The organism is Synechococcus sp. GEYO, from assembly GCF_900473955.1.
In the GTDB taxonomy this organism is placed as follows: domain Bacteria; phylum Cyanobacteriota; class Cyanobacteriia; order PCC-6307; family Cyanobiaceae; genus Synechococcus_C.
Map to the genome: position 1 here is coordinate 207,953 of NZ_UCNL01000013.1, position 13,806 is coordinate 221,758.

Here is a 13,806-nt window from a genome sequence, read left to right on the forward strand (position 1 = left end):
TCAGCGCACCTTGACCTGGACCCAATCGATGGCATCAGGCGGAGCGATCAGCTGCACGAGAGCGGTTGGCGCCGGGACCGATCTGGCATTAAGCGACTGCACCACTGCCACGGGCAAATTGGGTGGCAGCAGAGTGCTCGCGGGTGAGGTACTCACCAGATCACCTGGACGGGCCTGGATGTCCTTATCGAGAAATTGCAACTGTGGCCGAGCTGTTCCAATGCCCACCAGCAGCCCATGCTGCTGGATGCGCGGCAACCAAACGCCGATGCGACTACCAGGGGCCGTGAGCAAACGGACGCTGCTGGTGGTGGTTGTCACGCTCTGAACCCTGCCAACCAGGCCTCCAGGACCGATCACTGCATCATCCTTGCCCACACCATCAATCGAACCTTTGCCCAGCAGCAACTGTTGCCACCAACCTGATGCTGTGCGTGAGATCACCGCAGCCTGAAGCCAGTCTCCCGACGACTGCTGATCCAGCGCCAACAAACCCCTCAGGCGTGCATTGTCTTGCTCCAGAAGCTCCAGCCGGGAGAGCTGCTCCTGCTGTTTGGCAGTTTCAATCCACTCGCGCTGAGCAGCCCCTGGCCAGAAGGGACGACTCAGCAAGGCAAAGCCATCAGCAAAGCCAGCTCCTTTGCTGAGACGGACCAAACCAAGAGCTAGCAACAACACCAACCACGGCCATAGCCGCTGGATGGAGCGCAGCCTTAAGCGCTGGGGCCTCTGGGAGGAACCCATGGCGATTAGAGAGCGGAAGCAGAGCGAACAAATTCAGGTGTGTCGAGCACCCTCTGCAGACGCTTGTAATCCTCAAGGACCTGACCACAACCCTTAACCACGCAAAGGAGTGGCTCCTCGGCGATGTGGGTGAAAATCCCCGTTTCATGGCTGATCAGATCACTGATGCCGCGAACCAACGCTCCTCCACCGGCCAGCATGATTCCACGATCGACGATGTCGGCGGCAAGCTCGGGCGGAGTGCGCTCGAGGCTGCGCTTCACAGCCTCCACAATCACGTTCAAAGGCTCAGCAATGGCCTCACGCAGATCGCCTGCCTGCAACTGAATGGTGCGCGGCAGCCCAGACAACAGGTGAAGGCCGCGCACATCCATCACCGTTTGATCGAACTCGTTATCAGGAAACGCCGAACCGATGCGGATCTTGATCTCTTCAGCGGTGCGCTCACCCACGACGAGGTTGTGCACTTTCTTCAAGTAGACGCCGATGGAGTCACTGATCTCATCTCCAGCAACACGCACCGATTCACTGAGAACGGTGCCACCAAGGCTGAGCACCGCCACCTCGGTGGTGCCGCCGCCAATGTCGACAATCATCGTGCCAACAGGTTCCGTGACCGGCAGACCGGCGCCGATTGCAGCAGCGACAGGCTCATCAATGAGATGAACTTCCCGTGCTCCGGCAAGGCCGGCCTCGCGTACAGCACGTCGCTCCACGCCGGTGACCCCACTGGGGATCCCCACAACAAGACGAGGGGCCACGATGCCGCGGCCTTCATTGCCTTTTTGAATGAAGGTTTTCAGCATCTGCTCAGCCGCGTCGAAATCGGCGATCACACCATCGCGAAGGGGGCGAACAGCACGAATATTTCCAGGCGTGCGACCCAACATCAGCTTGGCCTCGTCACCAACGGCCATGGTCACGCCGCGTTCGAGATCCAGGGCCACCACGGAGGGTTCCTGCAACACGATCCCCTTGCCAGAGACGTAAATCAAGGTGTTAGCAGTACCCAGATCGATGCCGATATCGCGGGACAGCTGGAAACGGCGGAACAGCACTGGCGAGAACACATTTCGGCGAATCATAGGGGCAGTGTCAGGCCCCATCTGTTACAGATTCGTTTGAAGGTGGAACTTCTAGAAGGCAGCCACGACAACCGTCAGTTTTGACAATCGTGGCGCATCATTGACCCACAAACAGGAGAGATTCAATGGGTGTCAACTCCGTGACTTTGGTCGGCCGTGCCGGCCGTGATCCAGAAGTCAGGTATTTCGAATCAGGCAGCATGGTGGCGAACCTCACCATCGCCGTGAACCGCCGCAGCCGCGACGACGAGCCCGATTGGTTCAATCTAGAAATTTGGGGAAAACAGGCTCAGGTGGCAGCGGACTACGTGAAGAAGGGTTCCCTGCTCGGCATCATCGGCAGCTTCAAGCTGGACCGCTGGAACGACCGCAACAGTGGTGAAGAGCGCTGCAAACCCGTGGTTCGTGTTGATCGACTGGAACTTCTGGGCTCGAAGCGAGACAACCAGGAAGCAGGCGGCAATTTCGGAGGCGGAAGCCCCAGCGACGAGGAAGTGCCCTTCTGATGTTGGCCTGATCGCTCAGTCCGCCATCAATCGGCGGACTGACGTCTCCTCCAAATCCGAAGACCCAACCAGATCCCCCCAGCGAGAACGGCGACCACCAACATCACCTTGATGACCTTGCTGACCGGATCGATCCAGGCCTCCACGTTGCTGTAGCCCTCGCCAAGGACCATGCCGGCGACAGTCAGCAACAGGGTCCAGATCAAACTGCCGGCCGTCGTCCAGATCAGGAAAGGCGTGATCGGCATCAACTCGATGCCAGCAGGGACTGAAATCAGAGTGCGAATGCCTGGCACCAGTCGCCCCCAGAACACCAGGGCAGTTCCATAACGGCTGAACCAACGGCGGCTGCGAGACAACTCCTCAGGGCTGATACCGATCCAGCGACCATGTCGACTGAGCCACTGCTCAATGCGTTCTTCATTAATGAGGCGGCCAATCCCATACCAGGGCAAAGCACCAAGGACGGTGCCCAACAGACCCGCGATGACGACTGGAACCAACTGCAGCTGGCCTTGCTGAACATAAAAACCTCCCAGAGGCATGATCAGCTCGGAGGGAATCGGAGGGAACAGGTTCTCCAGGAACATGGCCGCAAAGATTGCGGCGTATCCCGCCCAGGGATTGGCCTCGACGGCTTGGCCAATCCAATCGGGCAGTTGGGTTACAAATTCGGTGAGCCCCATGGAGCATGCTGAAGTCGTGGCAAGTCTTCCATGAAGCAACCCTGAAAGCTCAGATTGAGACCATCAGAGCTTTCATTGATGTCTTCATCCAATAAAAAAGCCAGATCACAACAGTGACCTGGCTGAAGAAAACAAGCGAAAAAACTTGTTCGGCCGATAATTTAGTAGCGGTAATGATCAGGCTTGTAAGGACCTGCAACCGGCACATTGATGTAATCGGCCTGATCCTTACTGAGCTCAGTGAGCTGGGCACCGATACGACCAAGGTGTAAACGCGCCACCATCTCGTCGAGGTGTTTCGGCAGGACGTAAACCTCCTTTCCGTACTCTTTACCCTTAGTGAAAATCTCAATCTGAGCCAACACCTGATTAGTGAAAGAGTTACTCATTACGAAGCTGGGGTGACCTGTGGCGCAACCCAGATTCACCAGACGACCTTCTGCGAGCAAAATGATCTTGTTGCCGCTGGGCAGGGTGATGTGATCAACCTGAGGTTTAATGTTTTCCCACTCATAATTCTTGAGTGAAGCAACATCAATTTCATTATCGAAATGACCAATGTTGCAGACGATCGCCTCATCCTTCATCTTCACCAGGTGCTCATTGCGGATCACCTGGTAGTTGCCCGTGGCAGTAACGAAGATGTCCATGTCTTCGACAACATCTTCCAGACGGACGACGCGATAGCCCTCCATAGCTGCCTGTAAGGCACAGATGGGATCGACCTCAGCAATGCAAACGGTTGCGCCCAGTCCACGCAAGGACTGAGCGGAACCCTTGCCCACATCGCCATAGCCGATCACAAGCGCCTGCTTGCCAGCAACCATCACGTCAGTAGCACGCTTGATGCTATCAACCAGTGATTCGCGGCAACCGTAGAGGTTGTCGAATTTGCTCTTGGTGACCGAGTCGTTGACGTTGATGGCAGGGAAAGGCAACTCGCCACTCTTCTGCATCTTGTAGAGACGAGCCACACCCGTGGTGGTTTCCTCAGTGACACCCTGAATCTGCGCTTTGGTGCGGCTGTAGAAACTGGAATCCTGAGCAAGCTTCTTCTTGATGGACGCGAAGAGGTAGGTCTCTTCCTCATTCGAAGGGTTGTCGAGAACAGTGATGTCCTGCTCTGCCTTGCTGCCCAACATCACCAGACCGGTGGCGTCGCCACCGTCATCGAGAATCATGTTGGGTGAACCACCATCACCCCACTCGAGGATGCGGTGGGTGTATTCCCAGTATTCCTCCAGGGTTTCGCCCTTCACCGCGAAAACGGGGATTCCCTTAGCTGCAATCGCAGCTGCTGCGTGGTCCTGCGTCGAGAAAATATTGCAGGAAGCCCAACGCACGTCAGCGCCAAGCTCAACCAGCGTTTCAATCAGAACCGCGGTCTGGATCGTCATGTGCAAAGACCCGGCGATGCGGGCGCCCTTCAGGGGCTTTTCGCTGCCATATTTTTTGCGCAATGCCATCAGGCCAGGCATCTCGGTCTCGGCGATATCGAGTTCCTTGCGGCCGAAATCAGCCTGGTTGATATCAGCAATTACGCAATCGACGCCAAGCTTTAGCTCAGCCGCGGACGTGGGCGCTGCCACCATGGTTTGTGTGCTCCCTAAAAGAGTGTGGATTTGAATATCTGCGGAGACGCCGAGGCTTCGGGCTCGCTGATCAAGCAATCTACCGATTGGAGCTGGATCCTGAAGGACCTGGAGGCCACACGAGCCCTGGGTAGGTATCTGGTGCAACACCCTGAACGTCCATCACTACTACTGCTCGAGGGCACTCTCGGTGCAGGCAAAACCTCACTGGTGCAAGGCATTGCCTCTGCGATAGGCATCGACGAACCGATCACCAGCCCAACCTTTGCCCTTGCTCAGCACTACACCCAGGGGCAGCCACCACTAGTTCACTTGGATCTTTACAGGCTGGAGGTACCAACAGCGGCCGATGACCTATTCCTTCAGGAAGAGGAAGAAGCGGTGGGTATGGGAGCCATCCTGGTGGTGGAATGGTCGGAACGACTCAGCGTTGCCCTGCCGGAAGCCTGGCGACTGAAGCTGACACACCGGAGCGAGGGAGGCAGGCTGGCAACACTGAACAAAAGCGATCAGATCAGAACACAGACCCATCAGGAGTCGAGTTGATCGAGAAACTCCACAACCATGCTGGGCAAAGGTTGCGGATCGATCGCCCCGGCACCGGAACAGACCAACGCTCCGCAGGCTGCCGCATAGCGCACAACCTGTTCCACCACAGCTGCACTCAGCTGAAGTGGCTGGCCAGTTGAAGGGGTCAGTGTCACCAGTTGATGCAGCAGTCCTGCCGTGAAAGCGTCTCCAGCTCCGGTGGTATCAACAATCTGAGCAGGTGCCAGAGCCGTCATCGAACCCTTGTGGCCGGCCATGAACCACCGCACCGGATGACCGCCATCAGTCACCAGCACATCCGGCTGCTGAGGCAACGCAGCGCTGATCTCTGCGGGATCACTGCTGCAAAACAGCCACTCCGCTTCTTCCCTCGCCAGTTTGATCAATCCAGCTTTCTCAAGAAAGGGTTGCATCAGAGCCAGCGCATGCGGGGAAGGACCTGCAACCGGGTCCGCTGAGGGATCCCAGAACGTGGGCCGCCAGTTCACATCGAGGGCAATCTGCACTCCATTCCGCTTGGCCTGACTGACCGCAGAGCGCAAGGTTGCCGCAGAGTCCTCTGTGGCCAGAGGAATGGTGCCGATCAACAGCCAGCGAGCTTCCGCTGCCAAAGCACACCAGATCGGATCAAGACTGCTCTGATTCAAAGCCTGATCGGCAAAGCCCTCGCCACGGTCGCCCGCAAATCCCTGAAAGACACGCTCTCCAGTGGAATCACGGCGCACAAGCACCACGCGGCTGGGGCGTTGCGGATCAATTTGAAGACCACGCAAATCAACACCACGATTGCCCAACATCTCCTGAAAGTTTTTCCCGATAACATCTGCACCTAGTCGACCGATGAAGGCGACCGAAGTTCCAAGCCGGGCCAACGCGCAAGCCACATTGGCAGGAGCGCCACCAAGACGGTCATCACAATCCACTGGAGCAGCCAAGGCAGGGTCACACCCCAGTGGTCCGAGCCGATCAACGAGGGCTTCACCAAGACACAGCACCTGCGGAGCGGAATCAGACATCAGAGCTGCTGCGGCTATCAGCAGCGTGGCCAGAAATTCCGCAGACGTCAGGCAGCGCAATCGCTGTTCAGCTTCAAAGCACGTTCAGTCATCATTCAAAGAATGGACATGCGATGAAACACACTTCAAGCAAGCCGCTCAAGCAGGGCCGCGATGATGCGCCCATTCGCAGCAGGGAAGGGGTAATCAGCGAGGTTGGACGGCTTCACCCAGCGCACCTGCTGACTGGCTAGAGGTTGGGGATCTCCTGAAATCCAACGACAGAGATAAACCTCAAAGCGAAGCTTTTTGTGGCTGTAGGCGTGATCCACCGTGATCAGCTTGTTGTCAACGTTGACTTCAATGGCCAGCTCTTCCCGCAACTCGCGTCGGATGGTATCTGTGATGACTTCATCAGGCTCCTGCTTGCCCCCAGGAAATTCCCATAGACCGCCCAGCAGGCCATCATTCAGGCGCTGATCGATCAGAACCTCAGCTGCGTCGTTGAGGACCACACCCACACCAATCACTTGAAAGGGGATGTCACGTGGTGCCTCTTTCACGGGGTACTGCTGAGGAGAACCGGCAGCGTAAGCAGCACAGTGCGCATCCCAGGGACAAAGCTCACAGGAAGGACGACGTGGGGTACAGACAATGGCACCAAGATCCATTAAGGCCTGATTGAGATCACGGCTGAGGCCTGGAACGGCATCAATCAACTCTTCGCTCCAGGCCCAAAACTGAGCCTGCGCTCGGATTGGAGGCACTGGATGGGCATGCAACCTGGCCAGCACCCGACGCACATTGCCGTCGAGGATCGCCCGAGGGCTATTGAAGGCCGACGACAAGATGCCACCCGCTGTGCTGCGGCCGATACCGGGCAATGCCAGCCAGATCTCCGGGTCGAAAGGCCAATCACTGAAAGGCATCGGATCGTTTCCATCCCGTTGATGTCGCTGCAATTCAGTGAGCAGCAACCGAGATGTTGCGTGCAAACGACGGGCACGTGAGTAATAACCAAGGCCCTGCCAAAGCAACAAGACCTGCTGCTCCGACGCCGCAGCAAGCACCTCAAGCTTGGGGAAAGCCTGCATCCATCGCTGCCAATATGGGAGGACCACCTGCAACTGCGTTTGCTGCAGCATCACCTCAGCAATCCAGATCGGGTAAGGATCAAGACCTTCCTCAGCCGCAGGCCAGCGACCATCGGCCCTGAACATCCAGGGCTTCTGCTTTGGATCGCATCGTCCATGCTGCTGCCACCAGCTCAACAAAGACCGCGCAGCACATTCAGAACTTGTCGGAGACAACAAAAGTTCGCTGCACCGCTCAAACAGTGCTGTGGATCGATCCTTCACAGCGTGCAGGACTCCTCCCAACAAAACAGACCGCCGAAATGATGACGCACCAGCAAGAGGTCTTTGCAACCGTGCTGAAACACGAATCCTGCAATGTCTGCCTGCATCAAACGATCGTGATCCCACTGGGGATACTTTTCAATAAAAATCTCCAGGCGCGATAAAGATCTTCTCCTAACTGATTTTCCACACTGACTTGAGCGGAGATCGCATCCAGGGTCTCGTGCAACTCAGGCCGTTGACTGTCAACCCACCCATCAGGCTATGCCAATCATCGGGCTGCCAAAACAGCGAATTCTTGGCAAACAAAAACCACTTACCGCAAGAAACGAGTGGCGAAGAGGCTTTTGCCTGCTTGCAAAAGCAAGTTTTCACTGGTAAGGACAACTTTTGCACCTTCCATTAAGAGGTTAAGGGCTTTTCCCCTGCTGCAACCAAAAGCCACTCCCGCAGTTGAGGTCTATCCAAATAGCCCTGTGGAAAAACTGTGCAAAAACCCCCAATCAATCCGTAAACGATCGTTGTTCAGGGCTACTGATCCATCCAAATCGGAACAGCAGAATCACCAATTTCTGCGTCCCCGATCGCCGTCCAACAGAAATATTCACGCATGCTCTCTGATGCGGTGCGGTCTGAAAAAAACCGGTAACGTCCGCCCTATCTGAGTGAATTTCTGTGCGGCGAACCGTGTTGTGCACTCTTGCCGCCGCTGCACTGCTGACGGGCTGCGGTAAGAGCAAACAGGCAGCGCGGATGATGACCGTGCAGACGGCAACGATCTCCGAAACCACCTTTGAGCCCAATATCCAGGCCATCAGCGTTTTGGAGTCCACAACCAATGTGGCCTTAATGCCAGAGACCGATGGTCGAGTGGTCCAGGTGCTGGCCAAAGACGGTCAGAAGGTCAAAGCCGGGCAGCCAATTCTTGTCTTGGACAACGTTCAGGAAAGCGCTGCCCTCGATGCCGCAAAAGCACAGGCAGTCACCGACAAGCTCAACGCTGAGCGATACGAATTCCTTTATCAGAACGGGGCGGCCTCAGCCAAACAGCGTGATCAGTACGCCACCCAGGCCATTGCCTCCCATGATCAGGCGCGCACCGCAGCAGCCAACCTCGGGTACAAATTCGTTCGCTCGCCCATCGACGGCGTCATCGGCGACCTCGACAAAGTGAAGTTGGGGGATTACGTCAAGACCGGGCAAGCGATCACGGGCATCGTGAACAATTCCAACCTGTGGACCTTGATGCAGATTCCTGCAACACAGGCGGGAGATGTGGCAATCGGCCAGGCCGTGAATGTGGTCTCGCAGGGAAAACCTCCGGTGCAGGGAGAGGGGTCGGTGGTGTTCATTTCCCCCTATTTCGGAATAAGCGGCAACTCCACTGCCCCCAACACCTTGATGGTGAAGGCAGAGTTCCCCAATCTGACTGGAAAGTTGAAAACTGGTCAGTACGTCAAAAGCGCCATCATCACCGGACGCAAACAGTCGCTCGCGGTGCCTGTTCAGGCAGTGATGATGCAAGCGGAACAGCCTTTTGTCTACAAATTGATTCCTTTGAGCAGAGCTCTGCCGAAAATTAAGGCCTCCACAACTGTGACTGCGGCAACGAAGAAAAAACTCGAAAAACTTCCCTCCAGCACGCCAATCGTGATCCAGACACCCGTGCAGCTGGGTCCATTGCAAAACAATTTTTATCTCGTCAAATCAGGGCTGAATCAGGCTGACGTCGTGGCAATCAGCAATACCAGCCGCCTGCGCAGCGGCATGCCGGTGAAAGTGGCGCCAGCCAGTTCTGCCACAACATCCAAGGACTGAATCAGCGATGTCCTTTTCCGACAAGTTCATCAAACGGCCGGTGCTGACAACCGTCTGCAGCATCATGATCGTGCTGGTGGGCCTGATCAGCATTCCCAATCTGCCGATCGCCAACCTGCCGAACATTGCCAATCCACTAATTCTGGTTTCAGCCGTGTATGGCGGTGCCAATGCGGAGGTGACCGAGCAAGCGGTAACCAATCCACTGGAACAACAAATCAACGGCGTCCCCGGGATCAGTTACATCTCCTCCAACAGCGACATGGAGGGGAACAGCGCGATCAGTGTCTATTTCGATGAAACGACTGACATCGACATCGACCAGGTCAATGTGCAGAACAGGGTCTCCCTGGCGATGACCCAGTTGCCATCACAGGTTTCAGAGACGGGCGTCTCGGTGAAACAGAGCAACCCTTCCATCTTGCTGGCCTACGAGGTGGGTTCGAGTGAAGGCCAATACGACGCCGGTTACCTCAATGGCCTGATCTACGAGCAGCTGTATTACCCGCTATCGAGAGTCGAAGGCGTGGCAACGGTGACCGTCTACGGCGGCGCCAATCCAGCCTTCTGGCTGTTCGTGGATCCCGACAAGTTGGCTGCGAATGGTCTCACGTCCGAGAATGTGATCTCAGCAGTGAAATCCCAGAACAGCATTGCTGTTGGGGGCCTAGTCGGTGGACCACCGGCCTCAGGCGATCAGGTCTTCACCTACCCGATTCTTGTTGAAAACAACGGCAATCTGATCTCGATCGAGCAGTTCGAAAATCTGATCATCAACCGGAGCGAGACCGGCAATCTCCTCAAGTTGCGTGATGTCGGAGAGGTGCGCTACGGCACCAACACCTACTCGGTTCAGGCCACCGATAAGAGAAGCAACCCCGCCCTCACAGTGGCGGTTTACCAGACGCCATCCAGCAATGCACTGGACGTCTCCAACGCGGTGGTGGAACAGATGGAACAGTTCGCAGCAAACGTTCCGCCAGGCGTTCAGGTCAATCAGATCTACAACATCGGCCAGTTCATCGAAGCCTCAGTCGATGGCGTCATCGATGCGCTCGGTCTGGCAATCGTGCTGGTGCTGGTGATCCTGTTCCTGTTCCTCCAAAACTGGAGAGCAACCATCGTGCCAAGCCTGGCGATCCCGATCTCGCTGGTGGGCACCTTCGCCTTTCTGAACGTTTTCGGCTTTTCGATCAACCAGCTCACACTGCTTGGTCTTGTGCTGGCAACGGGCCTGGTCGTGGACGACGCCATTGTTGTGATTGAAGCCGTCTCGAGCAACATCGAGAAAGGCATGAAACCCCGTCAGGCAGCACTCGAGTGCATGGGAGAACTATTCGGGGCCTTAGTCGCAACCGCTCTGGTGCTGATGGCCGTGTTCGTACCAGTGGCCTTTTATCCAGGCGGCATCGGCATCATCTACAAACAATTCGCGCTGACGATCGCTTTCTCGATTGCCATCTCAGCCTTCAACGCCCTGACGTTTTCACCCATGCTTTCCGGGCTGATCCTTCCAAAGGAGCAGCCGAGGCAACCCAAAGGCTGGGGATGGATCGTCGCCGGAGTGATTGTTGGACTCGCCTTCGGGAAGTTCAGCGCTAACTCTTTTGGCAACTGGACTTACATCGCCGGCGTGCTGATCGGCGGCTTTGCCGGTGCCAATCTCATGAGGATCTTCCGCAGCTTCAACGCCGGATTTGACCGACTGCAAAAGGGATACGCCAATCTGCTGGTGCGATTGATCAAAGCAAGAAAGCTCGTGATGGGAGGGCTGGGAGCAGGCATCCTGATCACCGTGCTGGCCTTCGGCACAATCCCCAGTGCCTTCATTCCTGAAGAAGATCAAGGCTATGGACTCGGCGTTTTCCAGCTGCAGAACGGTGCCTCCCTGGTCGAGACTAAAAAGCTCGGCACGCAAATTGCTCAAGTTCTCAGCAAGGAAGACGATATTGAGAACGCATCAATCATCAGCGGATCGGGCTTCAACGGTTCCAGTCCAGACCAAGGTCTTTTCTTCTTCGGACTCAAACCGCTATCGGAACGCAAGGGAAGTGAGCACGCTGCCGATGCCATCATCGATCGCCTGAATTCCCAGCTGATCGAATTGAGTGGAGGACTGGCATTTGCCATCGGTCCAGCCGCTGTGCCGGGCTTTTCACCCCAAGGCGGCTTCTATTTCCAGTTCAATGACCTCAGCAATGGCGCATACAACTTCAACGAGCTTTCCGCGATGGCTGGCGAGCTGATCACAACAGCCAACACCAGCGGCGATTTCTCCAAGGTCTACACCCAGTTCAATCCCAGCTCCCCTGCAATCGGTCTCTCCATCGATCGTGACGTGATGGGTGCTCTGAACGTCGACTACCAGGAGGCGATGGACACGATCGCTGTTATTGCAGGTAGCAACTACTCAGGCCTCACCTACGAGAGCGGTCAGGTCCGCAACATCTATGTGCAGGGGCAAGCCGATCAACGCAAGAGCGTTGAAGACATCCTCGATATCTACGTGCGCAGTCGAGATGGTGGCTTGGTGCAGGTGTCTCAGTTCGCCAGTGCTGATCTGAGCAGTGCTCCCTCCGTGATTAGCCACTACAACCTGTATCGCACGATTCTTATTCAGGGTGCCGAGGCCGTTGGTAAGAGCAGTGGTCAGGCGCTCACAGCCATTCAAGAGATCTTCAAGAAGCAAAATTTCACCAACATTGGCTCCGCCTTTACAGGCCTTGCCGCCCTTCAGCTCTCCGCAGGCAGTGCCAGCGTGGTGGTGTTTGGTCTTGGCGTACTGATCGTTTATCTGGTGCTCTCTGCGCAGTACGAAAGCTACGTAACGCCTGTGGTGATCCTTGCCACGGTTCCTCTGGCAATGCTGGGGGCACTGGCGTTTCTGGGAATGCGTTCGATAGATCTCAACATCTACGCACAGGTCGGTCTCGTGACCCTGATCGGTCTAGCAGCCAAAAACGGAATCCTGATCGTTGAAGTGGCCGAGCAACGGCTGGAACAGGGCATGTCTGCTACTCAAGCCGTAATCGAATCAGCCGAGTCGCGGCTACGCCCGATCTTGATGACAGCAATCGCGGCCCTCGCTGGTTTTCTACCACTAGTGGTGGCCAACGGGGCTGGTGCCCACAGTCAGCAGTCACTGGGAACCGTGATTTTCGGTGGCCTCGTCGTCGCCACGGTGCTGTCTCTGGGTGTAGTTCCACCCTTTTATGTGGTGATCAAGGGCCTTGAGGCACGTTTGTTCAACCAAAAGCAGCAGGATGGCAACGACGATGCCTTAATCGCTGGTGCCAGCTGACTCAATCTGGACCTGGAAACAAGCTGATGGCAGCAGCCTTGAGGTCGCCTGGCAATGCCATGCAGACACTCCAGATCATGGGCAAAAGAGCAGTGTTCCCTCTGTCGTCCTGGTGCATGGTTTCGGCGCCAGCGGCAATCACTGGCGGCACAATCTGCCTGTTCTGGGGAAGTACACCCGCACCTATGCCCTCGACTTGATCGGCTTCGGTGACAGCAGCCAACCTCAGGCTTTGCTGCCAGGGGAACAACATGGTGTGGATCGCGCGAAGAGCAGTCAGGCCCTGGTCTACAGCTTTAATCTTTGGGGCCAGCAGGTTTCCGACTTCTGCAAAGAAATCGTGCAAGGTCCGGTGCTTCTAGTCGGCAACTCCATCGGAGGAGTCGTCGCGTTACGCGCCGCGCAGCTGCTTGAAGACCACTGCAAAAGAGTGGTGCTGATCGACTGCGCTCAACGGCTGATGGACGACAAGCAACTGGCGACTCAACCTGCCTGGATGGCCTGGATACGCCCGCTCTTGAAGAAATTGGTCAGCCAGCGCTGGCTGAGTACAGCCTTGTTCCGTAATGCTGCACGGCCAAGGGTGATCAAAAGCGTCCTGAAACAGGCCTACCCCAGTGGCAACAACATTGATGATCAGCTGGTGGAACTTCTCTACAAGCCAACGCAACGATCTGGAGCAGCAGAAGCATTCCGCGGCTTCATCAATCTGTTTAACGATCACCTCGCGCCAGATTTACTGGACAACCTTCAACAGCCCGTGGATCTGATCTGGGGCAAGAGAGACCCCTGGGAACCTGTTACTGAAGCCCAAGAGTGGGCAAAACGCTACAGCTGCATTCAGTCATTAAAAATATTGACCAACGCAGGTCACTGTCCCCATGATGAAAGCCCAGAGCAAGTTAACCTCGAATTGATCAATATAATCCAAAGATATTAATTTACCCATAAAATATCACCTATTGCTCTGAGGTAAATTGAAAATTGTTGACTGCTAAAAAATTAGCAGGCGACATAAGCCTCAACCTGATCACTGAGGCGACGCAGTCCAGCCAAACCATCACGCTCCAAATTACGGACCCGATCGCGGCTGATTCCGATCACTCGACCGATGCCCGTGAGGCTCATCGGATCTTGCCCGTCCATCCCGTAGCGCATCCGCAGCACACGCT

Annotated in this window: 13 protein-coding genes; 5 read left to right on the top strand and 8 right to left on the bottom strand. The window is 56.0% G+C overall.

Annotated elements, in window-relative coordinates:
- Together mreC and DXY37_RS12930 are read right to left on the bottom strand one after the other, a co-directional pair.
- Complete coding sequence (mreC, locus tag DXY37_RS12925; protein WP_115127019.1) at positions 1-744, bottom strand: rod shape-determining protein MreC; 744 nt, start codon at positions 742-744, stop codon at positions 1-3.
- 5 nt (positions 745-749) lie between these two features.
- Positions 750-1,802 carry a rod shape-determining protein gene (locus DXY37_RS12930; RefSeq protein ID WP_115127064.1) on the bottom strand — a complete coding sequence of 351 codons (1,053 nt, stop codon included), beginning with the start codon at positions 1,800-1,802 and terminating at the stop codon, positions 750-752.
- Between the two features lie 152 nt (positions 1,803-1,954).
- Here DXY37_RS12930 and DXY37_RS12935 point away from each other — a divergent pair, with 152 nt between their 5' ends.
- Positions 1,955-2,335 carry a single-stranded DNA-binding protein gene (locus tag DXY37_RS12935; RefSeq protein WP_067093324.1) on the top strand — a complete coding sequence of 127 codons (381 nt, stop codon included), beginning with the start codon at positions 1,955-1,957 and terminating at the stop codon, positions 2,333-2,335.
- Positions 2,336-2,361: 26 nt separating this feature from the next.
- On the opposite strand, the gene DXY37_RS12940 is transcribed toward DXY37_RS12935, so the two are convergent.
- Positions 2,362-3,021: a DedA family protein gene (locus DXY37_RS12940; protein WP_115127020.1), complete on the bottom strand. Its 660-nt coding sequence runs from the start codon at positions 3,019-3,021 to the stop codon at positions 2,362-2,364.
- A gap of 161 nt (positions 3,022-3,182) precedes the next feature.
- Complete coding sequence (gene ahcY / locus DXY37_RS12945; RefSeq protein WP_115127021.1) at positions 3,183-4,613, bottom strand: adenosylhomocysteinase; 1,431 nt, start codon at positions 4,611-4,613, stop codon at positions 3,183-3,185.
- A gap of 24 nt (positions 4,614-4,637) precedes the next feature.
- Between ahcY and tsaE the strand changes: the two genes are divergently transcribed.
- Positions 4,638-5,159, top strand: a complete 522-nt coding sequence (tsaE, locus tag DXY37_RS12950) for a tRNA (adenosine(37)-N6)-threonylcarbamoyltransferase complex ATPase subunit type 1 TsaE (protein ID WP_170951905.1) — start codon at positions 4,638-4,640, stop codon at positions 5,157-5,159.
- Here tsaE and DXY37_RS12955 read toward each other — a convergent pair.
- The 3 genes from DXY37_RS12955 to DXY37_RS13645 form a co-directional block, all read right to left on the bottom strand.
- The gene (locus DXY37_RS12955; protein ID WP_115127066.1) at positions 5,144-6,178 is read right to left on the bottom strand and encodes a carbohydrate kinase; all 1,035 of its coding nucleotides are present in this window, start codon (positions 6,176-6,178) and stop codon (positions 5,144-5,146) included. The genes tsaE and DXY37_RS12955 overlap by 16 nt on opposite strands.
- Positions 6,179-6,303: 125 nt before the next feature.
- Positions 6,304-7,377 (bottom strand): 8-oxo-dGTP diphosphatase MutT, encoded by a 1,074-nt coding sequence (mutT, locus tag DXY37_RS12960; RefSeq protein WP_115127067.1) that lies wholly within the window; start codon positions 7,375-7,377, stop codon positions 6,304-6,306.
- A 134-nt stretch (positions 7,378-7,511) separates the two neighbouring features.
- Entirely contained in the window at positions 7,512-7,622 is a 111-nt protein-coding gene (locus tag DXY37_RS13645; protein ID WP_244277159.1) for a hypothetical protein, read from the bottom strand.
- 580 nt (positions 7,623-8,202) lie between these two features.
- Here DXY37_RS13645 and DXY37_RS12970 point away from each other — a divergent pair.
- From DXY37_RS12970 to DXY37_RS12980, 3 genes are read left to right on the top strand one after another with little or no spacing between them, the layout of a single operon-like run.
- On the top strand, positions 8,203-9,333 hold the full coding sequence (locus tag DXY37_RS12970) for an efflux RND transporter periplasmic adaptor subunit (RefSeq protein WP_244277161.1): 1,131 nt from the start codon (positions 8,203-8,205) through the stop codon (positions 9,331-9,333).
- A 7-nt stretch (positions 9,334-9,340) separates the two neighbouring features.
- Complete coding sequence (locus DXY37_RS12975; protein WP_115127022.1) at positions 9,341-12,634, top strand: efflux RND transporter permease subunit; 3,294 nt, start codon at positions 9,341-9,343, stop codon at positions 12,632-12,634.
- Positions 12,621-13,574, top strand: coding sequence for an alpha/beta fold hydrolase (locus tag DXY37_RS12980; RefSeq protein WP_371638225.1), 954 nt, complete (start codon positions 12,621-12,623; stop codon positions 13,572-13,574). The genes DXY37_RS12975 and DXY37_RS12980 overlap by 14 nt, the downstream gene beginning before the upstream one ends.
- A gap of 62 nt (positions 13,575-13,636) precedes the next feature.
- On the opposite strand, the gene DXY37_RS12985 is transcribed toward DXY37_RS12980, so the two are convergent.
- The coding region (locus tag DXY37_RS12985; RefSeq protein WP_305791080.1) for a sigma factor-like helix-turn-helix DNA-binding protein at positions 13,637-13,806 on the bottom strand (170 nt) is incomplete at its 5' end.

Bases quoted from the DNA above. Each gene is read 5' to 3' on its own strand.
- mreC (WP_115127019.1), bottom strand. From the start codon at position 744: ATGGGTTCCTCCCAGAGGCCCCAGCGCTTAAGGCTGCGCTCCATCCAG.
- DXY37_RS12935 (WP_067093324.1), top strand. From the start codon at position 1,955: ATGGGTGTCAACTCCGTGACTTTGGTCGGCCGTGCCGGCCGTGATCCA.
- DXY37_RS12940 (WP_115127020.1), bottom strand. From the start codon at position 3,021: ATGGGGCTCACCGAATTTGTAACCCAACTGCCCGATTGGATTGGCCAA.
- ahcY (WP_115127021.1), bottom strand. From the start codon at position 4,613: ATGGTGGCAGCGCCCACGTCCGCGGCTGAGCTAAAGCTTGGCGTCGAT.
- DXY37_RS12955 (WP_115127066.1), bottom strand. From the start codon at position 6,178: ATGTCTGATTCCGCTCCGCAGGTGCTGTGTCTTGGTGAAGCCCTCGTT.
- mutT (WP_115127067.1), bottom strand. From the start codon at position 7,377: ATGTTCAGGGCCGATGGTCGCTGGCCTGCGGCTGAGGAAGGTCTTGAT.
- DXY37_RS13645 (WP_244277159.1), bottom strand. From the start codon at position 7,622: ATGCAGGCAGACATTGCAGGATTCGTGTTTCAGCACGGTTGCAAAGAC.
- DXY37_RS12975 (WP_115127022.1), top strand. From the start codon at position 9,341: ATGTCCTTTTCCGACAAGTTCATCAAACGGCCGGTGCTGACAACCGTC.